Source organism: Eleftheria terrae, from assembly GCF_030419005.1.
GTDB classification, from domain to species: Bacteria; Pseudomonadota; Gammaproteobacteria; order Burkholderiales; family Burkholderiaceae_C; genus Caldimonas; species Caldimonas terrae.
The window spans coordinates 336811-359626 of the sequence record NZ_CP106951.1 but is presented as its reverse complement, the minus strand read 5'-3'; the positions used below and the strand labels follow the sequence as shown (position 1 = coordinate 359626).

The 22816-nt window shown below is 67.0% G+C and carries 18 protein-coding genes, 2 tRNA genes and 1 rRNA gene; 6 read left to right on the top strand and 15 right to left on the bottom strand.

Annotated elements, in window-relative coordinates; genetic code table 11:
- Nucleotides 1-289: 289 nt before the first annotated feature.
- The 4 genes from N7L95_RS01990 to N7L95_RS01975 all read right to left on the bottom strand — a co-directional run bounded on the left by N7L95_RS01990 (nt 290) and on the right by N7L95_RS01975 (nt 2824).
- A tRNA-Ala gene (locus N7L95_RS01990) sits at nt 290-365 on the bottom strand.
- A gap of 23 nt (nt 366-388) precedes the next feature.
- A tRNA-Ile gene (locus N7L95_RS01985) sits at nt 389-465 on the bottom strand.
- 152 nt (nt 466-617) lie between these two features.
- Nucleotides 618-2148: ribosomal RNA gene (locus tag N7L95_RS01980) — 16S ribosomal RNA — on the bottom strand.
- A 427-nt stretch (nt 2149-2575) separates the two neighbouring features.
- Nucleotides 2576-2824, bottom strand: coding sequence for a hypothetical protein (locus N7L95_RS01975; RefSeq protein WP_301260040.1), 249 nt, complete (start codon nt 2822-2824; stop codon nt 2576-2578).
- 595 nt (nt 2825-3419) lie between these two features.
- Between N7L95_RS01975 and N7L95_RS01970 the strand changes: the two genes are divergently transcribed.
- Nucleotides 3420-4106: a hypothetical protein gene (locus N7L95_RS01970; RefSeq protein ID WP_301258140.1), complete on the top strand. Its 687-nt coding sequence runs from the start codon at nt 3420-3422 to the stop codon at nt 4104-4106.
- A 119-nt stretch (nt 4107-4225) separates the two neighbouring features.
- On the opposite strand, the gene N7L95_RS01965 is transcribed toward N7L95_RS01970, so the two are convergent.
- From N7L95_RS01965 to N7L95_RS01950, 4 genes are all read right to left on the bottom strand, one after another.
- Nucleotides 4226-4681, bottom strand: a complete 456-nt coding sequence (locus N7L95_RS01965; RefSeq protein ID WP_301258139.1) for a hypothetical protein — start codon at nt 4679-4681, stop codon at nt 4226-4228.
- A gap of 20 nt (nt 4682-4701) precedes the next feature.
- Entirely contained in the window at nt 4702-5652 is a 951-nt protein-coding gene (locus N7L95_RS01960) for an IS481 family transposase (RefSeq protein ID WP_301258138.1), read from the bottom strand.
- Nucleotides 5653-6151: 499 nt separating this feature from the next.
- Nucleotides 6152-6295, bottom strand: a complete 144-nt coding sequence (locus N7L95_RS01955) for a hypothetical protein (protein WP_301258137.1) — start codon at nt 6293-6295, stop codon at nt 6152-6154.
- On the bottom strand, nt 6292-7515 hold the full coding sequence (locus N7L95_RS01950) for an MFS transporter (protein ID WP_301258136.1): 1224 nt from the start codon (nt 7513-7515) through the stop codon (nt 6292-6294). The genes N7L95_RS01955 and N7L95_RS01950 overlap by 4 nt, the downstream gene beginning before the upstream one ends.
- A gap of 128 nt (nt 7516-7643) precedes the next feature.
- Here N7L95_RS01950 and N7L95_RS01945 point away from each other — a divergent pair, with 128 nt between their 5' ends.
- Both N7L95_RS01945 and N7L95_RS01940 read left to right on the top strand, forming a co-directional pair.
- Nucleotides 7644-8636 (top strand): LysR substrate-binding domain-containing protein, encoded by a 993-nt coding sequence (locus N7L95_RS01945; RefSeq protein WP_301258135.1) that lies wholly within the window; start codon nt 7644-7646, stop codon nt 8634-8636.
- A gap of 147 nt (nt 8637-8783) precedes the next feature.
- A complete protein-coding gene (locus N7L95_RS01940; protein ID WP_301258134.1) occupies nt 8784-10370 on the top strand; it encodes an ABC transporter substrate-binding protein in 1587 nt (528 codons plus the stop codon).
- A gap of 34 nt (nt 10371-10404) precedes the next feature.
- Here the strand turns inward: N7L95_RS01940 and N7L95_RS01935 are convergent, their stop codons facing one another.
- The 3 genes from N7L95_RS01935 to kbl form a co-directional block, all read right to left on the bottom strand.
- On the bottom strand, nt 10405-10794 hold the full coding sequence (locus N7L95_RS01935) for a GIY-YIG nuclease family protein (protein ID WP_301258133.1): 390 nt from the start codon (nt 10792-10794) through the stop codon (nt 10405-10407).
- Nucleotides 10795-10940: 146 nt separating this feature from the next.
- The gene (locus tag N7L95_RS01930) at nt 10941-11903 is read right to left on the bottom strand and encodes an NAD-dependent epimerase/dehydratase family protein (RefSeq protein WP_301258132.1); all 963 of its coding nucleotides are present in this window, start codon (nt 11901-11903) and stop codon (nt 10941-10943) included.
- Nucleotides 11903-13102, bottom strand: a complete 1200-nt coding sequence (kbl, locus tag N7L95_RS01925; RefSeq protein WP_301258131.1) for a glycine C-acetyltransferase — start codon at nt 13100-13102, stop codon at nt 11903-11905. Before kbl ends, N7L95_RS01930 begins: the two co-directional genes overlap by 1 nt.
- A gap of 100 nt (nt 13103-13202) precedes the next feature.
- Here kbl and N7L95_RS01920 point away from each other — a divergent pair, with 100 nt between their 5' ends.
- Nucleotides 13203-13793 carry a helix-turn-helix domain-containing protein gene (locus N7L95_RS01920; protein WP_301258130.1) on the top strand — a complete coding sequence of 197 codons (591 nt, stop codon included), beginning with the start codon at nt 13203-13205 and terminating at the stop codon, nt 13791-13793.
- A gap of 29 nt (nt 13794-13822) precedes the next feature.
- Here the strand turns inward: N7L95_RS01920 and ald are convergent, their stop codons facing one another.
- On the bottom strand, nt 13823-14938 hold the full coding sequence (gene ald, locus N7L95_RS01915) for an alanine dehydrogenase (RefSeq protein ID WP_301258129.1): 1116 nt from the start codon (nt 14936-14938) through the stop codon (nt 13823-13825).
- 222 nt (nt 14939-15160) lie between these two features.
- On the opposite strand from ald, the gene N7L95_RS01910 reads away from it, so the two are divergent.
- Nucleotides 15161-17713: a GspE/PulE family protein gene (locus N7L95_RS01910; RefSeq protein WP_435870053.1), complete on the top strand. Its 2553-nt coding sequence runs from the start codon at nt 15161-15163 to the stop codon at nt 17711-17713.
- A 68-nt stretch (nt 17714-17781) separates the two neighbouring features.
- On the opposite strand, the gene N7L95_RS01905 is transcribed toward N7L95_RS01910, so the two are convergent.
- Nucleotides 17782-17994: a hypothetical protein gene (locus tag N7L95_RS01905; protein WP_301258128.1), complete on the bottom strand. Its 213-nt coding sequence runs from the start codon at nt 17992-17994 to the stop codon at nt 17782-17784.
- Nucleotides 17995-18900: 906 nt separating this feature from the next.
- On the opposite strand from N7L95_RS01905, the gene N7L95_RS01900 reads away from it, so the two are divergent.
- Nucleotides 18901-21333 carry a membrane-bound PQQ-dependent dehydrogenase, glucose/quinate/shikimate family gene (locus N7L95_RS01900; RefSeq protein ID WP_301258127.1) on the top strand — a complete coding sequence of 811 codons (2433 nt, stop codon included), beginning with the start codon at nt 18901-18903 and terminating at the stop codon, nt 21331-21333.
- Here the strand turns inward: N7L95_RS01900 and N7L95_RS01895 are convergent.
- On the bottom strand, nt 21330-22040 hold the full coding sequence (locus N7L95_RS01895; protein ID WP_435870082.1) for an IS5 family transposase: 711 nt from the start codon (nt 22038-22040) through the stop codon (nt 21330-21332). The two genes, N7L95_RS01900 and N7L95_RS01895, sit on opposite strands and share 4 nt — an antisense overlap.
- Before the next feature lies 1 nt (nt 22041).
- Nucleotides 22042-22680 carry a hypothetical protein gene (locus tag N7L95_RS01890; protein ID WP_301258126.1) on the bottom strand — a complete coding sequence of 213 codons (639 nt, stop codon included), beginning with the start codon at nt 22678-22680 and terminating at the stop codon, nt 22042-22044.
- Between the last annotated feature and the right edge of the window lie 136 nt (nt 22681-22816).

Sequence of the window (22816 nt, the reverse complement as noted above, 5' to 3'; positions counted from 1 at the left end):
CTCTTCGACGTCGTCAAGGACTCGACCTCCTCATCGTTCGAGAAGATCGCTTTTTGAGTATTTACGCGTTATGCCGTCTTCAAACTCGCTCTTTACTTCGAGTTGAAGTCTGGTGACGCAATCAAATGTTGTTGACGGCACGGTGCATCCCATAGATGCTTTCCGTCAACAACGCTGATTCGACTCTACGAATTGTTAAAGAACAACAGCCATTCTTTCGAACCGCTAACGCAAACATCCCTGCTCTCAGGGAACCCTTGCGTTAACGTTCGACTTCAGTGATCAGTGATGGTGGAGGATGACGGGATCGAACCGACGACCCCCTGCTTGCAAAGCAGGTGCTCTCCCAGCTGAGCTAATCCCCCGAACATGCTTCATGCAGAAGGATTGGTGGGTCTGGTTGGATTCGAACCAACGACCCCCGCCTTATCAAGACGGTGCTCTAACCGACTGAGCTACAGACCCGCTCTTCACTTCCGCTCGAACCGCGTCTGCAGCACCGTCAACCTAGGATTCTCATCCCTGCCAGGTTCACGCCTGCCGGTTCACGTTCACTTGCTGTCGTACACAACAACAGCCGATAAGTGTGGGCGCCCAAACTTGAGTGCTTTTTCCAGAAAGGAGGTGATCCAGCCGCACCTTCCGATACGGCTACCTTGTTACGACTTCACCCCAGTCACGAACCCTGCCGTGGTGATCGCCCTCCTTGCGGTTAGGCTAACCACTTCTGGCAGAACCCGCTCCCATGGTGTGACGGGCGGTGTGTACAAGACCCGGGAACGTATTCACCGCGACATGCTGATCCGCGATTACTAGCGATTCCGACTTCACGCAGTCGAGTTGCAGACTGCGATCCGGACTACGACCGGTTTTCTGGGATTGGCTCCCCCTCGCGGGTTGGCAGCCCTCTGTACCGGCCATTGTATGACGTGTGTAGCCCTACCCATAAGGGCCATGATGACCTGACGTCATCCCCACCTTCCTCCGGTTTGTCACCGGCAGTCTCATTAGAGTGCCCTTTCGTAGCAACTAATGACAAGGGTTGCGCTCGTTGCGGGACTTAACCCAACATCTCACGACACGAGCTGACGACGGCCATGCAGCACCTGTGTCCAGGCTCTCTTTCGAGCACTCCCACATCTCTGCAGGATTCCTGGCATGTCAAGGGTAGGTAAGGTTTTTCGCGTTGCATCGAATTAAACCACATCATCCACCGCTTGTGCGGGTCCCCGTCAATTCCTTTGAGTTTCAACCTTGCGGCCGTACTCCCCAGGCGGTCAACTTCACGCGTTAGCTTCGTTACTGAACAGCAAGCCGTCCAACAACTAGTTGACATCGTTTAGGGCGTGGACTACCAGGGTATCTAATCCTGTTTGCTCCCCACGCTTTCGTGCATGAGCGTCAGTGCAGGCCCAGGAGATTGCCTTCGCCATCGGTGTTCCTCCGCATATCTACGCATTTCACTGCTACACGCGGAATTCCATCTCCCTCTGCCGCACTCTAGCCGTGCAGTCACAAATGCAGTTCCCAGGTTGAGCCCGGGGATTTCACATCTGTCTTGCACAACCGCCTGCGCACGCTTTACGCCCAGTAATTCCGATTAACGCTTGCACCCTACGTATTACCGCGGCTGCTGGCACGTAGTTAGCCGGTGCTTATTCTTCAGGTACCGTCATCACTCCGAGGTATTAGCCCAGAGCTTTTCTTCCCTGACAAAAGCGGTTTACAACCCGAAGGCCTTCTTCCCGCACGCGGCATGGCTGGATCAGGCTTGCGCCCATTGTCCAAAATTCCCCACTGCTGCCTCCCGTAGGAGTCTGGGCCGTGTCTCAGTCCCAGTGTGGCTGGTCGTCCTCTCAGACCAGCTACAGATCGTCGCCTTGGTAGGCCTTTACCCCACCAACTAGCTAATCTGACATCGGCCGCTCCAATAGCGCGAGGTCTTGCGATCCCCCGCTTTCACCCTCAGGTCGTATGCGGTATTAATCCGGCTTTCGCCGGGCTATCCCCCACTACTGGGCACGTTCCGATGTATTACTCACCCGTTCGCCACTCGCCACCAGGATTGCTCCCGTGCTGCCGTTCGACTTGCATGTGTAAGGCATGCCGCCAGCGTTCAATCTGAGCCAGGATCAAACTCTTCAGTTCGATCTTGAATTTCGCTCAAAGAATTGAAGTGAACTTCACTTCCATGAGCGTTTAAAGTCTTTCGACCTGATCTGCAGTCACCCACAGATCTTGGCACTCGCCTTCAAACGCCCACGCTTATCGGCTGTTATTTGTTAAAGAGCTTGCTGCTCCAACTCTGCTATCCTTGCCGCATTCGCAGCACCTCAGCTTCGTCGTCAGCGCTGATTTCGTCTTTCGTCGTTATCAGCAGAGAGGCGAGATTTTGACGTTTTCTTTAAACCCTGTCAAGCACTCGGCTCATTTATTTTTCGCTGCCACTTTCTTTCTTTTCAGAAACCGCCGCCTCAACCCACTCACCAGCTTCCCGGTTCGTTTCGTCTGCAGCGCCGTGATCAGCGAAGAACGCAACTATAGCAGCGTTTCGCAACGCCGCGCAAGAGGGTCGTCACACAAAACATGCCGAAGGCGCTTCGAGGCGGGGCTGGCTGGGGCGAACTGTCGGGTTGGAGAACTCTCGGCCCACCGTGGCGCGCGCGTACAGGTAGTTGGTACGGCCCTTGTCGGAGAGCGTGTCCATGTCGACCCGGCCTTCTGCATCACAGGGGAAGGCATAGCCCCTTCCCGTATGAAAGAGAGACTGGAAGCGCAGTTCATAGCTGACCACCGCGTTCCCAGGCATCGATGACGTCTTCATCATGCGGCTCCTATGCGGCCCTTGCAGCGAGGGCCTGTTTACGACGCAGTCGTGCCGAGCCCTGCTGCGAGGGCCGGGGAACGCCGAGGTCCATGAATGGGTGAACTGCGAGACCTGTGGCAATCCGTGAAGCTGTTCTCTGCTGGCGCGTTATCCGGCCGGACCTTAGGAGGGTGGCGAGTGCCCGGTTGCGACCTTGGCTGCATCTTGTTGAACGGTGCCGGCAGAGGCCATCCCTAGCTGCGGGGGCTAAAACCCCTAATTCGCGGGACGAGCGTTGGAACTGGAGGGGGAAGCAAGGAAGCGGCGCCTGCGGCTGATTTGCCAGACTGGCAGGACGCTTACCACGGCTGTGCTGGACGATTCCGTCTCGACGCTGGTGCCCGGGCCGGCGTCGCGTCAGACCTTTTGGAAGAGGCTGCCGCGTCGCGCGAAAAGATCGACCGCCGCTTTGGCCGAAGAGCGGTCTCTGCGACGGATGTCACACCGGCAAGTGGCTGGGCGCCCGCTCCCGGTCAGGAATCGAGAATTGGCCGGTATAGCCGGCGTTCGTCCAGCCCTTGCCAGGGTGGCTCTGCCCTCACAGTCCATTCCCATGGACAAGCGATCATTTCTGGGTGCACTGAGCCTCGCCGCAGCAGTCGGCACGACCACCGCCGCACCGCTCACCGAGACGGAGGCCCGTTGGCTGGAAGCCGCGACGCCCGTGTTGGACTACGCGTTGCAGCAGCACCTGCCGCTGGACGTGATCGTGCAGCCGCAACCCCAACCGGGAGCCTCCCCCCTCGCGATGGCATATGTCAACGGCCGCTGCCGCCTGGTCCTGTCGATGCGGGGCAACAGCCAGCCGGCCGCGCTGCTCGATCCCGTGCCGGCAACGCTGCAGGTGGCGGTGATAGAGGCGATGGCCGCGCATGAAGTGGCGCACTGCTGGCGTTACGTCCGCGGTGCCTGGAATACCTTGCCCGACGGCTTCATTGAAAACACCGAAGACGACAGCGATCGTGCCCGGCAATGGCGCGACATGCAGCGCACCCGCCGCGAAGAAGGCTTTGCCGACCTGGCCGGCCTGGCCTGGACGCTGGAGCACCACCCTGATCGCTATGCCGAGGTCCATGCGTGGCTCGAGGGCGTGCGCGCGGATCCCGAAGTGCCGGGCAGCCACCACGACACCCGGGCCTGGGTGCGCCTGAGCCAGGATGCCGCCTCCTTCGCGCCGGGAGCCACGCCATTCGAACGGGCCTGGGGCCTGTGGATGAAGGGCCTGGTGGAGCCGGACTGAAGCGGCCCGCCCTTGCTGCGATGGAACAACGCCGCACCGGGGATCACCGGCTCAAGCGGACCCCAGGCGCAGCTGCACGTCGGCGGCGCCCTGGCGGCCGCGGCATGCAGCACACCGCCTCATGCGGCGGCGTGCTCGAAGACCGGGATGCCAAGCGCCGACAACGCCCGGCACAAGCGGTCGATGGCTGACTGATCCTTGCAAACGCACAACAGGTGCGCGTTCTCGTAGGCGCCGATTTCGAGCAGCTGCAACCGACTGGCAGCCAGGATGCGATTGACGTGCTCGACATAAGGCGGGTGGTCGAGTTCCAGGGCCACGTCGCCATCGCCCTCATCCGCGAGGCGCTCATACAGCGGCCCCATGTCAATCGCGCCCACCTTCGCGTCGCGCAGGGGCGCGAGCGGCAGAATGGTGTCGTCCAGGAAGGCGTTGAACTCCTTCCACTCCACATAGGCCATCACCCCCTGGTCCACCAGGTTGTCGTACAGCCAGCCCAGGACCTGGTCGGTCGTGGCGGGAAAGGGGCACTTGGCGCGCAGCTCGGGCACGTCGATGGAGGGAACACACCGCACGAGCGCATCGATGGCGGTGTCTAGCTGTGAACTGTCAAGACGTTGTTTCTTGGCGGAGGAAGGCGGGAGATGGGTGCAACGCGGCCGATGCCGTGATGTGGACGGTGCCAGTTGTAGTGGTGTTGCCAGCGGTGAAGCGCCTGGCGTCGCTGCTCGGAGTTCTGGTAGGTCCAGCCGTAGGCCCACTCACGGAGGGCCGACTGGATGAATCGCTCGGCCTTGCCGTTGGTTTGCGGGCGGTACGCTCGGGTGAACTTCTGAGTGATGCCCAGCTGTTGACAAGCGTGTCTAAAGGGCTTGGATCGGAATGCCGAGCCGTTGTCGGTCAGCAAGCGCTTGATCGTCACACCCAGGCGGTTGTAGTAAGCCACGGCGTCGCGCAAGAACTGCACAGCGCTTTGCCCGCGCTCGTCGGGATGCATGGCGGTGAAGGCGACCCGCGCGTGGTCATCCACCGCCACGAACAGGAATTCCCAGCCGGCGCCCTCAACGGAGTCCTTGCGGTTGCCCGTGACACGATGGCCGGGCCGTTCGATGCGCCCGAGCTTCTTGGTGTCGATGTGCAGCAAGTCCCCTGCCTCTGCATGCTCGTAGCGCTGCACCGGCTCTCGCGGCTCCAAGTCCGACAGCTTGGACAGTCCTGCACGAGCCAGCACGCGGCTGACCGTCGCCTCCGACACTCCCACGGTGTTGGCGATTCTTGACTGGATCATCCGGCGCCGCCGCAACTCGACGATGAGCAACGCCTTGCCGGGCTCGATCGCGCGAGGCGAGTGCTTGGGTCTGGAAGACGCATCGCCCAACGCGGCCTGTCCCTCTGCCAGGTAGCGCCCCAGCCACTTGCGCGCCGTGGGCGGTGTGACGCCGTGGCGCAACGCCGCTTCTGCTGGCTTGAGGCCCCGATCGGTCATGTCAAGAACCATTTCGAGACGACGGGCGAACGCAAGTCGGGCATTCTTATGGGTGTTCATCCGGCTGTTTCCTGGAAGTGCTGGGTGTTTGGCGACTTCCAGTCTCCCAGACTCAGTCCGGGTGAACCACAGATACAACCTATTGAAGCTTCACATCTAGCTGGTCCTGGTCGATCACGGGTGATCCAGTTGTCAAAGATGTGCATCAAGGCCGGCAGCGTCGATACGGCCCGACCTTCCCTGCCTGCGGCGGCCGCAGCATGCCGCATGCCCCCAGCCTGCGCAACACCCCGGACAGGTGGGCCGACGGCGGTGGAGATGCACATCAGCAGGAAGGCCGCCTCCCGCCTCCCGCCTCCCGCCTCCCGCCTCCCGCCTCCCGCCTCCCGCCTCCCGCCTCCCGCCTGTCGCCTGTCGCCTAATGCCCAGCTCACGGCTCACGGCCCACCGCTAACGGCCCACGGTTAACGGCTGGCAGATTGGTACATGGCACTCGCACGTGGCACATCGAGCAGGATGCGTGTGCGTGTGCGTGTGCGTGTGCGTGTGCGTGAGGCGCTCAGCCGCACAAGGCGACCCAGCCGAGCAATGCCGCCTGGCCTCGCGGCGACAGCCATCCATACCAGGCGACCGAGACGCCGGTGCACAGCAGCACCAAGGCGGCCCAGCGCCAGGCTCGCCGCACTGCCCGCACGGCGTTCATGCGGCCACCCCGGGGCGAGCCGGCGGCAGGGCCAGCGGCCGGTCGTCAATGGGCCAATGCAGCAGCGCCGCCACGACGCCCAGCACCATGGCGCCTATCCAGAGCGAGTCATAGGATCGCGTCGCCTCGTAGATCCAGCCGCCGAGCCACACGCCCAGGAAGGCACCAAGCTGGTGACCGAGGAAAACCAGCCCGAACAGCGTGCCGATGTAGCGCACGCCGAACACCTGCGACACCAAGCCATTGGTGAGCGGCGCAGTTCCCAGCCACATCAGGCCCATCACCACCGCGAAGAGATGAACCGTCGCCGGGCTGATCGGCAGCATCAGGAACAAGCTGATGGCCGCGGACCGCAGCAGGTAGATGAACGACAACAGGTATTTGCGCGGAAACCGCCCACCCAGCCAGCCGCAAGCGTAGGTCCCGGCCACGTTGGCGAGCGCAATGAGGGCCAGCGCCAACACGCCGTCGCGGGCCGACAAGCCGCGGTCGAGCAGGTAGGCCGGCAGGTGCGAAGCCATGAAGGCAAGCTGGAAGCCGCATGCGAGGAAGCCCAGGTTCAGCATCCAGAAGCCACGGTGGCGCAGCGCCTCGGACAGGGCCGACCGCAGGTCGGCCGCCGCGCTGCCGGAGGGCGGGGGTTGCGGTGAGTCACGCAGGGCGGGCAGGAGGGGCAGCAAGGCAAGCATCGCCGCGGCCAGTAGCACCAGCGCCCCGGCCCAGCCCAGGCTGTCGATGCCGGCCTGCACCGCCGGCACGAGCAGGAACTGGCCGAGCCCGCCGATGGCGCCCGCGGTGCCAAGCGCCCAGCTGCGCTGGCCGGGCAAGACGCGGCGGCTCAGCAGCCCGTAGACCACGGTGAAGGTGGTGCCCGCCAGGGCCAGGCCGATGCACAGGCCGGCGCTCAGCATGAACCCCGCCGGCGTGGCCGCCTGCGTCATGGCGAGCAGGCCGAGTCCATAGAGCAGCATGCTGCCAGCCAGCACGCGAGCGGCACCATACCGATCGGCGAGCCAACCCGCCACTGGCTGCGCCAGCCCCCACACCAGGTTCTGCATCGCGATGGCCAGCGCAAAGGTGTCGCGCGCCCAACCATGAGCGCCGCTCACCGGCAGCAGAAAAAGGCCCTGCACATGCCGAATGCCGAGCGCCACCCCCATCACCAGGCCGCCGGCCACCACGAGGCCGCCTGCCTGGCGCCATCCATTCTCGTCTTGCATCGTTCACTCCCGTCTGCCATTGCCTTGGCGCCGGCACCCCAGGGACGACGGCGGCCCAGCTCGATTACAGTGGCGCCAGCCTTTGCGCTCAAACGATTTCCGTGCACCCCTTCGCATGAGGTAGACGAATGTCAGTGCCCCTGGTTCGGCTGGCGCCACTGGATCTGGTCCGCGGGTTTGTCGCGGTCGGGCGCCGAATGAGCATCACGCTGGCGGCCGCCGACCTGTGCCTGACCCAGTCAGCGGTGAGCCGCCAGGTGCAGGCCCTGGAGGAGATGCTGGGCGTCAAGCTGCTGATCCGGGGGCATCGCTCGATCGCGTTCACCGCCGAGGGCGAGCGGCTGTTCCGCAGTGCCGACAGTGCGGTACAGCAACTGCAGGACGTGGTGGGAGCCCTCACCGCGGCGGACGAGCGCCGGCCGGTCACCCTCACCGCCAGCATCGGCGTGACCGGGCTGTGGCTGCTGCCCCGCCTCAGCCGCTTCCAGCAGCTGCACCCGGACATCGACCTGCGGGTGGCGGCCAACAACCGCCGGGCCGACCTGCGGGCCGAAGGCATCGACCTCGCCATCCGCTACGGCCCTGCCTCCACGGCGCCCGGCGGCGCCATCCGCCTGTTTGGCGAGTCGCGTGCACCGGTGGCCCACCCTTCCCTCGGCGTCACGCTGCTGGACAGCGCCGAGCGGGTGGGTCGACATGTGTTGCTGGAGTTCGACGACCCGCCCATCCACCGGCCCTGGCTGCATTGGGCCGACTGGTTGCACGCGCATGGCCTGGCACAGGCGCGCCCCAAGGGGGTGCTGCGTTTCAACCAGTACGACCAGATCATCCATGCGGCCGTCGCCGGCCAGGGCATCGCGCTGGGCCGCCTGGAACTGCTCGGGCCGCTGCTGGCGGACCGGCGGCTGGTGACATTGGCGCCGCCGGAGCACCCGCCGGCCACGGAGAACGCCTACTGGCTCATCAGCGCCGCCCTCCAGCCTCGCCCCGAAGTCGCACACGTGGTGGACTGGATCCGCGCCGAGGCCGCCACGCCGGGGCCGCCGGGGCCGCCGGGGCCGCCGGGGCCGCGACCATCATCACGCACCGCCCTGGCGCGGACGAAAAAGGAACGCTCCTGAGTTCCGTTTCGGGACATCGGCCGCCCGGGCTCCAGCGAACCCGGTGCGCAGGCTGGCAGCCGCGCGCCGGGCGGCGCGGGGCCGCCAGCCTGCGGCATGCTCCTTGCGTCGCTGGTCGGCTCCGCAACCACGCTCGAAGGGACACTCATGAAGCTGCCGCGCCTGCGCCTCCATCCCCTGCTGTGCGGCCTGGCCGTCGTCCTGGCGGCCGGCAACTTGTCGGCCCAGACGCTGCGCTGGGCCAGCGCCGGCGATCCGCAGACGATGGACCCCTACTCGCAGAACGAGAACCTGACCAACAACATCAACCACCAGATCTATGAGTTCCTGGTGGAGCGGGACCGGCAGCTGGGCTTCGTGCCCGGCCTGGCGGTGGAATGGAGCCAGCCCAATCCGCTGGTCTGGCGCTTCAAGCTGCGGCCGAACGTGAAGTTCCACGACGGCCGGCCCTTCACTGCGGACGATGTCGTGTTCTCGGTGCTGCGGGCGCGCGAGAAGACCTCGCAGATCGCTGCTTATGCCAGCGCTCTCGGCGAGCCAAAGAAGATCGACGACCTGACCGTCGAGTTCCAGCTCACGCAGTTCAACCCGATCTTCTTCGACCACCTGAACACGGTGTTCATCATGAGCCGCGGCTGGAGCGAGGAGCACAAGGCCCAGCGGCCACTCGACTTCACCAACAAGGAGGAGTCCTACACCAGCTTCAACGCCAACGGCACCGGCCCCTACATGCTGGCGCTGCGCGAGCCGGACGTGAAGACCGTGCTCAAGCGCAACCCGAACTATTGGGGCCGCATCGAGGGCAATGTGCAGGAGATGATCTACACGCCGATCAAGAGCGACGCGACGCGCGTCGCCGCCCTGCTCTCCGGCGAGGTCGACTTCGTCCTCGACCCGCCCCCGCGCGATCTCGAGCGCCTGCGCCAGGCACGTGGCGTGCGGGTGGTGGAGGGGCCGGAGAACCGGGTGATCTTCATCGGCATGGACCAGGCGCGTGACCAGCTGCTGTACTCCAGCCTGAAGGGCAAGAACCCGTTCAAGGACCTGCGGGTGCGACGTGCGCTCTACCACGCGATCGACATCGACACCATACGCACCAAACTGATGAATGGCCAGTCGGCACCCACCGGTGCGCTGGTGCCCTCTCCCAAGGCGAGTTTCGGCGACCCGGATATCGAACGCCGCCTGCCCTACGACCCGGCACTCGCGAAGAAGTTGATGCAGGAGGCTGGCTATGCCGACGGCTTCGACGTGGCGATGGACTGCCCGAACAACCGCTACGTCAACGACGAGCGCATCTGCCAGACGCTGGCGTCGATGTGGGCCCGCATCGGCGTCAAGGTGAGGGTCAACGCGCTGCCGAAGACCACCTTCTTCCCAAAGGTCGAGAAGCTGGACACGTCGCTGTACCTGTTCGGCTGGGGCGGCTCCATCACCGACGCGGAGACCACCTTCACCCCCATCTACCGCAACCGGGCCGACAAGGGCGTGGGCGAATACAACCGCGGCAACTACACCGACGACACGCTGGACGCCCTGGTGGCCGCCAGCAGCAAGGAGAGCGACCCGGACAAGCGGCGCGCCCTCATCAAGCAGGTGTTCCTGCGGCACAACGATCAGGTGCGCCACATCCCGCTGCACCGGCAGTACATTCCCTGGGCAATGCGCAGCGGGGTGCAGGTGGTGCACAAGCCGGACAACTGGCTCGAGCTGCGCTGGGTGACCCTGAAATGAATGCGCTGTAGCCCAGCGGTCGCGGCCGGAGGGGTCAGCCGACCAGGATGTAGAGCCAGCACTGCGGCCGCGGCGACCCCTTGTCATTGACCCGGCGCAGCAGCACCTGCTGCGTCTGGGGGTGGACGATGCCCTTCTCGAACTCCTTGAGCGCCTGGCCTTCGAGGTTGAAGAAGTTGTCCTCGAGGTAGTTCTCCGGCTCGGAATAGATGGGGCACATCCACTTCATGTTGGGCCACCTCACCCGGTGCTGCTTGAAGCGCTGATCCAGGTCGCTGGTAACGCCGATATAGAACTCGTGGTACTGCGGCTTGTTGGCAAAGACATTGAGCACCGAGCGCAGGTGGCCAATGACGGCATTGCGATCGCTGACACTCCTTTTCAGCACGAACTTGTCGAAGGGGTCGATCATCTGCAGCGGCATGGCGGCGTCTCCTCGGTGGATATGGGGGATCGGCCGTGCCGCTGGCAGGAGGGGACCCTCACCGCCCCGGCCGGGCCGTGCTGCTCATGCTCCGGCCACGGGACGCCGCCGCCCATCCCTAAAGCTAGGTGGCTGCCATGCCTACTTCAGGCGGCGGCACGCGCCCGCAGCTGCGGCCCCAGGTTGGCCAGCATGTCGTCCACCATGGCCTGCAGGCCGTACTCGAGGCGCCAGCCCCAATCGCGTTGCGCCGCGCTGTCGTCGATGGAGCCCGGCCAAGTCGCCGCGATGGCCTGGCGGTAGTCGGGCTCGCAGCGCAGCGTGAAGCCGGGCACCCGGGTCGCGATGGCGGCCGCGATCTGGGTCGGCGAGAAGCTGATGCCGGCCAGGTTGTAGCCGCCACGCTCGCCGATGCGCTCCGGTGGCGCTTCCATCAACTCGATGGTGGCGCGCAGCGCGTCGGGCATGTACATCATGGGCAGCGCCTGGTCTTCCTGCAGGAAGCAGGTGTAGCGGCCGTCCTTCAACGCGGCATGGAAGATCTCCACCGCGTAGTCGGTGGTGCCACCGCCGCACGGCGTCTTATATGAGATGAGCCCCGGATAGCGCAGGCTGCGCACATCCACGCCATGGTTGGCGTGGTACCAGCGGCACCAGCCCTCCCCGGCCAGCTTGGAGATGCCATAGACCGTGGCCGGCTCCATCACGGTCTTCTGCGGCGTGTGCTCGGCCGGCGTGGTGGGGCCGAAGGCGGCGATGGAGCTGGGCCAGAACACGCGGTCCAGCCGGGCGGCGCGCGCCACCTCCAGCACATTGAGCAGGCCGCTCATGTTGAGGTGCCAGGCCCATTGCGGCGCCTTCTCGCCGGTGGCCGACAAGGCAGCGGCGAGATGGTAGATCTGCGTGATGCGGTGCTGCTCCACCACCTGCGCAAGGGCGCCCTTGTCGGTGACGTCGAGCTGCTCGTGGCGCAGGGCCGGCGAGCGGCCGGTGGGCACCACGTCGCTGGTCACCACCGCGTCTTCGCCGTAGCGCTCGGCCAGCGCGGCTGCCAGCTCGGTGCCGATCTGGCCGTTGGCCCCGGTGATGAGGATCTTGGCCGTGCGCATCACACCAGCCCCAGTTCGCGCCCGGCCTGGGCGAAAGCCGCCACCGCCGCCTCGAGGTGGCTGCGCTCGTGCACCGCGCTCAGCTGCACGCGAATGCGCGCCTGGCCCTTGGGCACCACCGGGAAGAAGAAGCCGACCACGTAGACGCCCAGCTCCAGCAGTCGCGCCGCCAGCTGCTGGGCCTTGACCGCGTCATACACCATGATGGGCACGATGGGGTGCTCGCCCGGCTTGATGTCGAAGCCGGCGGCCGCGATGGCGCCGCGGAAGTAGCGGGTGTTCTCCTCCAGCTTGTCGCGCAGCGCGGTGCTGGCCTCCAGCAGGTCGAGCACCGCCAGCGAGCCGCCGACGATGCTGGGCGCCACTGTGTTGGAGAACAGGTAGGGCCGCGAGCGCTGCCGCAGCAGCTCGATCACCTCGCGGCGGCCACTGGTGAAGCCGCCCGAGGCGCCGCCGAGCGCCTTGCCCAGGGTGCCGGTGATGATGTCGATCTTGCCGAACACGCCACGCATCTCGTGGGTACCCCGCCCCTTGGCGCCCAGGAAGCCGCTGGCGTGGCATTCGTCGATGCCCAGTAGCGCGCCGTGGGCGTCGGCGATGGCGCGGATCTGGTCCAGACGGGCAATGGTGCCGTCCATCGAGAACACCCCGTCGGTGAACACCAGCTTGAAGCGGGCGCCATCGGCAGCCGCCTGCTGCAGGCAGCGCTGCAGGTCGTCCAGGTCGTTGTGCTTGTAGCGGTAGCGCTTGGCCTTGCACAGCCGAATGCCGTCGATGATGGAGGCATGGTTCAGCTCGTCGCTGATCACCGCGTCCTGCTCGCCCAGCAAGGGCTCGAACAGCCCGCCGTTGGCGTCGAAGGCGGCCGCGTAGAGGATAGTGTCTTCCGTGCCCAGGAAACGCGACAGCCGCGCCTCGAGCGTCTTGTGCAGGTCCTGCGTGCCGCAGATGAAGCGCACCGAGCTGAGCCCATAGCCATGCGTGCGCAGCGCTTCGTGGGCGGCCTCGATCACCTGGGGATGGGAGGACAGGCCGAGGTAATTGTTGGCGCAGAGGTTGATCACCTCCCGCCCGTCGGCAGTGCGCACGCGGGCGCCCTGCGGAGTCACGATGACGCGCTCGTTCTTGTAGAGACCCGCGTCGCGCAGGCCCTGCAGCTCGTCGCGCAGGTGCTGGTAGAAAAGGTCGCTGCTGGTCATCTCGGGTTCCGAAGGGTTAGCATCCAGGCCGGCGGGCTTGTTCATTAATGCACAAGTCCTTTAAATCGAACAATCTGTGCAGGATATCGAACGTCTCGCGATGGCGCAATCCCCTCTTTCCAAGCCCCCCGCGGGGGACCCGCCTTATGTCGGCGCCACCTTGCAGGCCTTGCGGCAGGCGCAGGAGCTGTCGCTGGACGACCTGTCGCGCAAGGCCGGCGTCTCGAAGTCGATGCTGTCGCAGATCGAGCGCAACCAGGCCAATCCCACCGTGGCGGTGGTCTGGCGCCTGGCCAACGCATTGGGCGTCGGCGTGGCGGAGCTGCTGACCGGGCAGCGGGCGGCGGCGCCCGCCCTGGTCACCGTGCCGGCCCATGCCACGCCTTCGCTGAAAAGCCCGGACGGCAAATGCGAGCTGCGCATCCTGGGGCCCATCGAGCTGGCCGGGCAGTTCGAGTGGTACGAGCTGACCGTACAGCCCGGCGGCCGGCTGGAGTCCGAAGCGCACGAGCCCGGCTCGCGCGAGCACCTGACGGTGCTGGGCGGCACGCTGGAAGTGCGTGCCGGCAACGACAGCAGCCGCCTCAAGCATGGCGAGACGGCGCGCTACGCGGTGGACATGCCGCATGCCATTGCCAACCCGGGCAAGACGGTCGCGAGCGCGCTGCTCATCGTGCTGCACACGGCCTGACGCGTCGGCGCGCGCAGCCGCGGCGCCCCTCAGCTGAAGAGCGAAGCCACCGGCCGCCAGGGCAGGCCATGCGCCTGGGCCACCGGTTCGCACACCAGCTCGCCGGCATGCACGTTGAGGCCGGCGCGCAGGTGGATGTCGTCCTTCAACGCGGCCTGCCAGCCCTTGTCGGCCAAAGCGAGCACAAAGGGCAAGGTGGCGTTGTTGAGCGCGAAGGTGGAAGTGCGGGCGACCGCGCCCGGCATGTTGGCCACGCAGTAGTGCACGATGCCGTCGACCACATAGGTGGGCGCAGCATGCGTGGTGGGACGGGAGGTCTCGAAGCAACCGCCCTGGTCGATGGCGATGTCCACCACCACCGCGCCGGGCTTCATCGTCTTGAGCATGTCCCGCGTCACCAGGCGCGGCGCCGCTGCGCCCGGCACCAGCACCGCACCGATGACCAGATCGGCCCGGGCCACGGCCTGCGCCACGGCATCACGGGTGGAATGCAGGGTGCGCAGGCGTGGGCCGAACTGCTGGTTGAGCCGCCGCAAGACCTCCGGCGAGCGGTCGAGCACCGTGACATCGGCGCCCATGCCCAGGGCGATCGCCGCCGCATGGCTGCCCGACACTCCCCCGCCCAGGATGGCCACCTCCGCTGGCGCCACCCCTGGCACGCCGCCCAGCAGCACGCCACGGCCGCCTTGGGCCTTCTCGAGGCAGTGCGCGCCGACCTGCGGCGCAAGCCGCCCTGCAACCTCCGACATCGGCGTCAGCAGCGGCAGGCCGCCAGCCGGCGCGGTCACGGTTTCGTAGGCGATGCAGGTGGCACCGCTGGCCAGCAGGTCCTGCGTCTGTGCCAGGTCCGGGGCCAGGTGCAGGTAGGTGAACAGCACCTGCGCGGAGCGTAGCAAGCGGCGTTCCTCGGACTGCGGCTCCTTCACCTTGACGATCAGCTCGGCGCCTTGCCAGAGGCAGGCCACATCGTCCTCCAGCGTGGCGCCGGCGGCTTCGTAGTCGCGGTCGGCAATGCCGATCTCGGCGCCAGCGCCGCGCTGCACCACCACCTGGTGGCCCCGTGCCGTGAGTTCGGAGACCGAGGCCGGCACCAGGCCCACCCGGTATTCGTGGTTCTTGATCTCCTTTGGAACGCCAATACGCATGTGCTTCTCCAGGGTGACAAGGGCAGCGTCCACTCTAGGACCAGCTGGGCAGAAGAATCCTCGGTTTGCGGGCCCGGTGCACGAGCAAGCCTCCAAAAATCGGACAGGGCCCAAGCCCACCGCTGAACGGAAGGTTTTTCGTCCTCCGGCATAGTGGAACGTCACCGTGTGCGGGCAGCCGCTGCATCGCCGGCAACCGTGCCCCCAGAAGGAAGGAGCCCCATGCACAAGTCCATCCCGTCCTGGAGCGAGCAGACCGCCCCCTTCGGCCCCTTGCCCGAGCTCCCCGATGTGGAAGCGCTCGGCCAGTGGCGCGAGAAGGAACAGCGGGCGGCCTTCCGCTGGCCCACGCCGCCGTTCGGGGCCTACCCGAAGGCCGCCGAACAGCAACAGGCGCTGGCCTGCGAGATCGAAGGCCTGAACAGCCGCCGTCGCGGCGGCCGCCTGATCTTCTTCGTGCCCGAGGAAGAAGTGGCGCATGTCCAGGTGCCCCCGGCACGCACGACCATGGCACTGCGCTTCGGGCAGTTCCGGACGCTGAAGCTGCTGGAGGTGCTGCGCCCCCTGCCCGAGGCGCGCCAGGACCCGCATGCGCAGGTGCTGGATGTGCATCCGCGCATGCCCTACCACGTGCGCATGCAGCAGGGCGACCACCTTGAAGGCGAGACGGTGGGCCATGCCGAGACCGACGACGGCCTGTTCCTGTTTCCACCGGCGGACGACCAGGGCGGCGTGCAGCGCATCTTCGTGCCACGGCATGCCTACGCCAGCGTGGAGGTGGGCCCGCGCATCGGCGAGCTGCTGGTGGCGCAGCGCGCAGCCAGCCCGCGAGCGGTAGAGCAGGCGGCCGCGCAACAGCAGGAGATCCGGGAGCGCAAGCTGGGCGAGATCCTGGTGACCCGCAAGATCGTCACCAGCGAGCAGTTGCTGGCTGCGCTGGAGCAGCAGTCGCGCATGCCCATGGTGCGCATCGGCGAGGCGCTGGTGTCGCTGGGCCTGGTCAGCCAGGCCGAGCTGGATGCCGCGCTGCAGGAGCAGAAGGCCGATCGCTCGCTGCCGCTGGGCGAGCTGCTGGTGCAGAGCCGGCTGGTGTCGCGCCAGGACCTGCAAACGGCCCTGGCGCACAAGATGGGCTATCCCCTGGTGGATGTGATGCACTTCCCGGCCGACCCGGACGCCCTGCGCAAGGTGCCGGTGGCAGTGGCGGCGCGACTGCAGGCGCTGCCGCTGATCCTGCGCGAAGGGCGGCTGGTGGTGGCGCTGGAGGACCCCTCACGCCGCGCGGTCCTGGAGGAGCTGGAGTTCGTCAGCCAGCTCAAGATCGTGCCGGCGCTGGCCCAAGTGGGCACGATCGAGCCCGCCGTGCGTGCCGCCTACGAGAAGATCGGCAGCGACGCCTGGAGCCTGCGCGGCACGCCGCTGACGGTGGATTTCGAGCCGACCGACACCAGCAAGCTGGTCGAGACGCTGGAGAAGGAAGGCCGCCCCGGCACCTCCGGCCTCGAGGACGACGTGCTGATCGAGCAGTCGGACAACTCGCTGGTGCGGCTGATCAACAACATGATCGTCGAGGCCCATGGCCAGGGCGTGTCCGACATCCACGTCGAGAGCTACCCCGGACGCGAGAAGCTCAAGATCCGCTTCCGCAAGGACGGCCTGCTGCAGTCCTACCTGGAGCTGCCCCACACCTACCGCAACGCCCTGATCTCGCGCATCAAGATCATGTGCGACCTCGACATCTCCGAGCGCCGCAAGCCCCAGGACGGCAAGATCAACTTCGCCCGCTACGTGCCCGGCCACAAGATCGAGCTGCGGGTGGCCACCATCCCCACCAACAACGGCCTGGAGGACGTGGTCATGCGCATCCTGGCCTCGGCCAAGCCGCTGCCGCTGGACGACCTGGGCCTCAGCGACTACAACCTGCGCCACCTCAAGGAGGCCGTGCAGCGCCCCTACGGCATGGTGCTGTGCGTCGGCCCCACCGGCTCGGGCAAGACCACCACGCTGCACTCGGCCATGAGCTACATCAACGTGCCCGAGCGCAAGATCTGGACCGCCGAGGACCCGGTGGAGATCACCCAGCCCGGGCTGCGCCAGGTCCAGATGAACCCCAAGATCGACTGGACCTTCGCACGCGCCCTGCGCAGCTTCCTGCGCGCCGATCCCGACGTCATCATGGTCGGCGAGATCCGCGACGAGGAAACCGCCAAGATCGCCGTCGAGGCCTCCCTCACCGGCCACCTGGTGCTCTCCACCCTGCACACCAACAGCGCCCCGGAAACCGTCACCCGGCTGCTGGACATGGGCATGGACCCGTTCAACTTCGCCGACTCGCTGCTCGCCGTGCTGGCCCAGCGCCTGGTGCGCCGCCTCTGCAGCGCCTGCCGCCAGAGCCGCCCGGCCGCCGAGGAAGAAATCGAGGAGCTGCTCGGCGACTACCTGCACGCCTGGGGCCCTGCCGAGGGCGCGCCGACGCGCACCGAGCTGCTGTCGAACTGGTTGACCCGGTACGGGCGCCATGGCCGGCTGATGCGGCACGCCAGCACGGGCTGCGAGGCCTGCGGGCAGACCGGCTTTCGCGGGCGCCTGGGCCTGCATGAATTGATGGTGGCGACGCGCGCCTTACGCCGCCTGGTGCAGACCGGCGCCACGGCCGAGCAGCTGCAGCAGCAGGCCATCCAGGACGGCATGCGCACGCTGAGGCAGGACGGCATCGACAAGGTGCTGCAAGGCTGGACCACGCTGGCCGAGGTGCGCGCGATCAGCAATGAATGAAGCCGGCCCCTGCACGCAGGAGGGGCCGGCTGGAGGGCCCCGCCGTGCAGCCGGCGGGGCGCGCCCGCCTAGTGGCGCAGTTGTATCGCGCCTTCCTTGACGTAGCGCTGGAAGTCGGCAATCGGTATGGCGGCAACGCCCTTGGTGTTGCCGTCGTCCCAGCTGATGGTGGCGTCCAGCTCGGTCTGCTCGACCTCGCAGGGGCCCGGGCGGATCTCGATGTTCTGTCCATCGCCTTCCCGGTACATCACTTGGCCCTGGATCTGTGCTCGCTCTGACATGTTCTACTCCTGCAGATTGAGAGAGTCGCCCGGCCGTCCACAGCGGATCGGCCGAGGGCGGGCTGCCACGCCATCCTAACGCGGCCGGGATGGGCCTGCCCAGCCGTGGATACCGGGCGCGCCGATGTGCCCCGCCCTGACCGCGGAAACACCGTCCACCGGCAGCCGGCGGCCCTGCGGTGCACCGCCGGCCCGCCCCAGGCAGTGCTCGCCTGCTGCGCCTTGCTGGCCCACAGGCAAGGCCGACCTGCTGCCCCGGCCGGCGACCGGCCACTGACCGGGGCTGGAGGTGCGGCAGCTCATCCACGTCCTGGCCGGTCCGGTGGCGGGGCGCACCCCGGCGGGCCACGGCGCCGGCGTGAGGCCGGTCCACACACCGCTGCTGCCACCATCGCGGCCCTTCCCGGCACCAGGCGACTCAGGCGCTCGGCTCACCTCGGCCTGCACAGCCGTCCGACCGGCGCCAGCTGCGCACGCTGCCGCGTGACGCGCATGTCTTGCTGCGGTCAGACCGTTGCAGCGGCCGCAGCGTCCGGCCTCGAGCCCGCCACCCCGGTGCCGCCGCGCCTCCGCATGGCGTGCGTGTCGCTCCCGACCAGGGTGGCCCGACGCCGCTTGAGGCAGCCCCGAGGACACGTCGCCTCCTCCTGCTGCCGCCTCGCTGCACCCGTTGCAGGCCTGAAGGCCGGACGTGGCGGGCAGAGCGACTGCGCCGGGTGACTGGCAGGCCAGCATGCCGACTTCCGCCACAGGTGACACGGCAACGCCGGTCCGCTCACCCCCTGTCACCGGCAACCACGACGGCCACCGCCCAGGGCGCCGTCCCGTGCGGCACCAGAGGGTATGTCACTTGCTTCTTCCCGGGTGCTGACCGGGCTGTGGCCCTTCGCTGATTCCAGGAGTGACATGGCAAGCACAACGACATTCCCGACGCGCCTCTTCCTACCGGGCCTGGTCCTGATCGCGGCCGGCCTGGCCCTGGGTGCCGGCGGCGTGCGGCTGCTGACACTGGGCGGCTCGGCCTACTATCTGGTGGCCGGCCTGTGCACCGCGGTGGCCGGCGGGCTGCTGCTGCGCCGGCAACGGGCGGCGCTGGCGCTGTACGCCCTCTTCCTCGCTGGCACCAGCGCCTGGGCGGTGGCGGAAGTCGGCCTGGACTGGTGGCCCCTGGTGCCGCGCATCGATGTCTGGCTGGTGCTGGGCGCCTACCTCTCGCTGCCGTGGGTGCAGCGGGCACTGCAAGCGCCCGCCGCGGCCGGACCCGGCAGTTGGCAGGCCCGGCTGCTGCTGGGCGTCACGGTGGTGGTGACGGTGCTGCTGGGCACCGCGCTGCTGCGGCCCGAGGCCGAAGCCAGCATCGACACACCGGCCCAGGGCCTGTCGCAGGCGCCGGTGTCGGCAGCCGCAGCCGCAGCACCGACGCCAGGCAGCGACCCCCGGGTGGCGCCGGCTGACTGGGTCGCTTACGGCGGCACCGGACATGGACAACGGTATGCGCCGGCAGGCCAGATCACGCCGGACAACGTCTCGCGGCTGCAGCTCGCATGGACCTTCCACACCGGCGACCTCAAAGGCCCCGGCGACCCGCACGAGATCGCCAACGAGGTGACGCCCTTGAAGGCCAACGGGCTGCTCTACATCTGCACGCCGCACAACATCGTCATCGCGCTCGATCCGGACAGCGGGCAGGAACGCTGGCGCTTCGACCCGCGCATCAACCGTGATGCCGCCCACTACCAGCACATGATCTGCCGCGGCGTCGCCTACCACGACAGTACCGCCTACCCGCAGCAGCCGGCACGCGAGCCGGCCGCGGCCGCAGTGGCCGCCGCCTGCCCGCGACGCATCTTCGCGCCCACGGCGGACGCCACCATCATCGCCCTCAATGCCGACACCGGCCGCCTCTGCGAGGGCTTTGGCCAGGGTGGCGTGATCGGCCTCACCCAGGGCATGGGGCCGGTGAAGCGCGGCTTCCTCAATCCCACCTCGCCCCCGGCGGTCAGCCAGCGGGTGCTGGTCGTCTCGGCCAGCGTCACGGACAACGAATCGACCGACGAGCCCTCGGGCGTGATCCGCGGCTACGACATCGACACCGGCCGCCTGCTGTGGAACTGGGATGCCGGCAACCCGGACGAGACCGCGCCGCTGCCAGAAGGCAAGACCTATGTGCGCAACTCGCCCAACTCCTGGAGCGTGACGAGCATCGACGAGCGGCTCGGCATGGCCTATGTGCCAATGGGCAACCAGACGCCGGACATCTGGGGCGGCAACCGCATCCCCGCGGGCGAGCGGTTCAACAGCGCCATCGTCGCGCTGGACCTGGCCACCGGCCGGCTGCGCTGGGTCTACCAGACGGTGCACCATGACATCTGGGACATGGACATCGGCGCGCAGCCCACGCTGCTCGAGCTGGACACGCCGGCCGGCAAGGTGCCCGCCCTGCTCGCTCCGACCAAGCGCGGCGACATCTACGTGCTGGACCGCCGCGACGGCCGCTTGCTGGTGGCCGCGCCCGAGCGCCCGGTGCCACAAGGCGCGGCCAAGGGCGACCGCACCGCGCCCACGCAGCCGTTCTCGGAGCTGTCGTTCAAGCCGCCGCGCCCGCTGCGCGAAACCGACATGTGGGGCGGCTCGCCCTTCGACCAGTTGATGTGCCGCATCACCTTCCGCGGCCTGCGCTACGAGGGCATGTTCACGCCGCCGTCGGAGCAGGGCTCGCTGGTCTATCCAGGCAACTACGGCATCTTCGACTGGGGCGGTGTGGCAGTGGACCCGCAGCGCCAGGTGATGATCGCCAACCCCAACTACATGGCCTTCGTCTCGAAGCTCTACCCGCGCGGCACGGTGGACGACCCGAGTGGCACCGGCAGCGAAATCGGCCTGCAGCCGATGAAGGGCACGCCCTATGCCGTGGACCTGCATCCGCTGCTCTCGCCCTGGGGCATCCCCTGCCAGGCGCCGCCCTGGGGCTACCTGGCCGCGATCGACCTGAAGACGATGCGCAAGCTCTGGATGCACAAGAACGGCACCATCCGCGACAGCGCGCCGCTGCCCGTGCCGGTGCCGCTGGGCGTGCCCAGCCTGGGTGGGCCGATGGTGACCGCCGGCGGCGTGGCATTCATGAGCGCGACACTCGATGACTACCTGCGCGCCTACGACGTGCGCACCGGCCAGCAGCTGTGGCAGGCCCGCCTGCCCGCCGGCGGCCAGGCGACGCCGATGAGCTATGTCTCGGACAGGACCGGCCGGCAATATGTGGTGGTGATGGCCGGTGGCCACGGCTCGCTCGGCACCCGCCTGGGCGACTCGCTGGTGGCCTACGCACTGCCGCAGCCTTAGAGCGGCCAACAAAATGATGGAAGGCAGCGTAGGCATATGACGCAACAGGCCAAAGAATGTAGGGCCAAATGAGCGTCGCTGCTGCGCTCGAAGCGAATGCGAAGTTCGCCGAATGAGGCGATCCAGGCATGAGTGCGTTCTACCACCCAGCGGTGCCGGCCGAGCCGTTCTTTGCTCTCGCGGCCCTTGCGAGCGATGCGCGCTTTGATGCCGCTGCGGTGCAGGTGCTGCCTGCAGCGAGGGAAGTCGTATCCCTTGTCCGCATGCAACTTGTCCGGGCGATAGCGCGGGCGGCCGCGTCGTCCAGCCACCCTCGGTATTGCGTCCACAAAAGGCTCGAAGACAACCGAGTCGTGCCGGTTGGCGCCAGTGACACAGAACATCGGCGGGACGCCTTTGCGGCCGGTGACGCGGTGGCGCTTGCTGCCGAGCTTGCCGCGGTCGGTGGGGTTCGGCCCCGTCTGCGAGTCCCTCGGGGGCTGGGGGACACTGGCTGCATACAGACTGACGCGGCCGAAATCCAGGCGGCCGGCGCTGCGCAACTCAGCGAGCAAAAGCATATGCACGCGATGCCACACGCCGGCCTGCCATTCGCGCAACCCCTGGGCCGCGCCCGCCTGGCAAGCTCGTGCCCCGCGCGCGCACGCGCCGCGTCGCAGGCGGAAGGGATGGGCCGGCAGGTCGGCCGGGCGGCCGGGCGGCCGCAGGTCAGCGCTTGGCGATCAACCCGTTGATGAAGTTCAGGCAGTCCGCCTCGTAAGTGGCAAACGCGCTCTTCACGGTCCAGCACATCACCTGAATGCTGCCGCGCTCGCTGCCGTAGTAGTTGCCGTAGAGCGTGAAGGCCACGCCGCCGGGACTGCCGGTCATCTGCAGCGTGTTCACTTGGAGGCCATTGACCACGCGCTGCTCCTCCAGCACCACTTGCCCCCCGGGCGCGCCATTGGAGAAGTTGTGAATGGCCAGCTTCTTCACTTCGTCGGATGTCAGCGGCAAGGGCTCCGCAAGCACGGTCGCAAACAGCGCGCCGGTCTTGTGAACGAAGCTCTGCCGGTCCGGCTTATCGCGATCGCTGCGAGTCGTCCACAGGGAGGGGTCATACATCACCTGGAACTGCGGAACCGGTGTTTGGTACACCGCCGTGGCGCTTGGCGGCTTCTCGTGCAGGCGCAAGCCCAGCGTCGCGCCGACATCGGCTTGATAGCGCCAGGTGCCATCGGCGCGCAGCACCACCTTCTTGCCGTCCTCCGTCACCCCCTTGATGCTGTTGTCGCCCGTCAGAGCCGCGACAGCGGCGGAGCCGGCGGATGCCAGCACAAGGGCAGTCACCCAGCTTTTCGTCCTCATCGTTCCCCTCCTCAAGGGTCAAACCTGTTCCCTTCGCCATGCAGATCGACACGATGGCGCCCCCACGTGGGAAAGTCGAGCCGCGATTGTGCCGCCCCGGCTGGCCCCGCCACTTCCGCCTGCCGTGATGCAGGTC

Coding starts and splice junctions, on each gene's coding strand:
- N7L95_RS01920 (WP_301258130.1), top strand. CDS start 13,203: ATGGCGCAATCCCCTCTTTCCAAGCCCCCCGCGGGGGACCCGCCTTAT.
- N7L95_RS01950 (WP_301258136.1), bottom strand. CDS start 7,515: ATGCAAGACGAGAATGGATGGCGCCAGGCAGGCGGCCTCGTGGTGGCC.
- N7L95_RS01930 (WP_301258132.1), bottom strand. CDS start 11,903: ATGCGCACGGCCAAGATCCTCATCACCGGGGCCAACGGCCAGATCGGC.
- N7L95_RS01935 (WP_301258133.1), bottom strand. CDS start 10,794: ATGCCGCTGCAGATGATCGACCCCTTCGACAAGTTCGTGCTGAAAAGG.
- N7L95_RS01910 (WP_435870053.1), top strand. CDS start 15,161: ATGCACAAGTCCATCCCGTCCTGGAGCGAGCAGACCGCCCCCTTCGGC.
- N7L95_RS01940 (WP_301258134.1), top strand. CDS start 8,784: ATGAAGCTGCCGCGCCTGCGCCTCCATCCCCTGCTGTGCGGCCTGGCC.
- N7L95_RS01900 (WP_301258127.1), top strand. CDS start 18,901: ATGGCAAGCACAACGACATTCCCGACGCGCCTCTTCCTACCGGGCCTG.
- N7L95_RS01975 (WP_301260040.1), bottom strand. CDS start 2,824: ATGAAGACGTCATCGATGCCTGGGAACGCGGTGGTCAGCTATGAACTG.
- N7L95_RS01890 (WP_301258126.1), bottom strand. CDS start 22,680: ATGAGGACGAAAAGCTGGGTGACTGCCCTTGTGCTGGCATCCGCCGGC.
- N7L95_RS01970 (WP_301258140.1), top strand. CDS start 3,420: ATGGACAAGCGATCATTTCTGGGTGCACTGAGCCTCGCCGCAGCAGTC.
- kbl (WP_301258131.1), bottom strand. CDS start 13,102: ATGACCAGCAGCGACCTTTTCTACCAGCACCTGCGCGACGAGCTGCAG.
- N7L95_RS01945 (WP_301258135.1), top strand. CDS start 7,644: ATGTCAGTGCCCCTGGTTCGGCTGGCGCCACTGGATCTGGTCCGCGGG.
- ald (WP_301258129.1), bottom strand. CDS start 14,938: ATGCGTATTGGCGTTCCAAAGGAGATCAAGAACCACGAATACCGGGTG.
- N7L95_RS01960 (WP_301258138.1), bottom strand. CDS start 5,652: ATGAACACCCATAAGAATGCCCGACTTGCGTTCGCCCGTCGTCTCGAA.
- N7L95_RS01905 (WP_301258128.1), bottom strand. CDS start 17,994: ATGTCAGAGCGAGCACAGATCCAGGGCCAAGTGATGTACCGGGAAGGC.
- N7L95_RS01955 (WP_301258137.1), bottom strand. CDS start 6,295: ATGAACGCCGTGCGGGCAGTGCGGCGAGCCTGGCGCTGGGCCGCCTTG.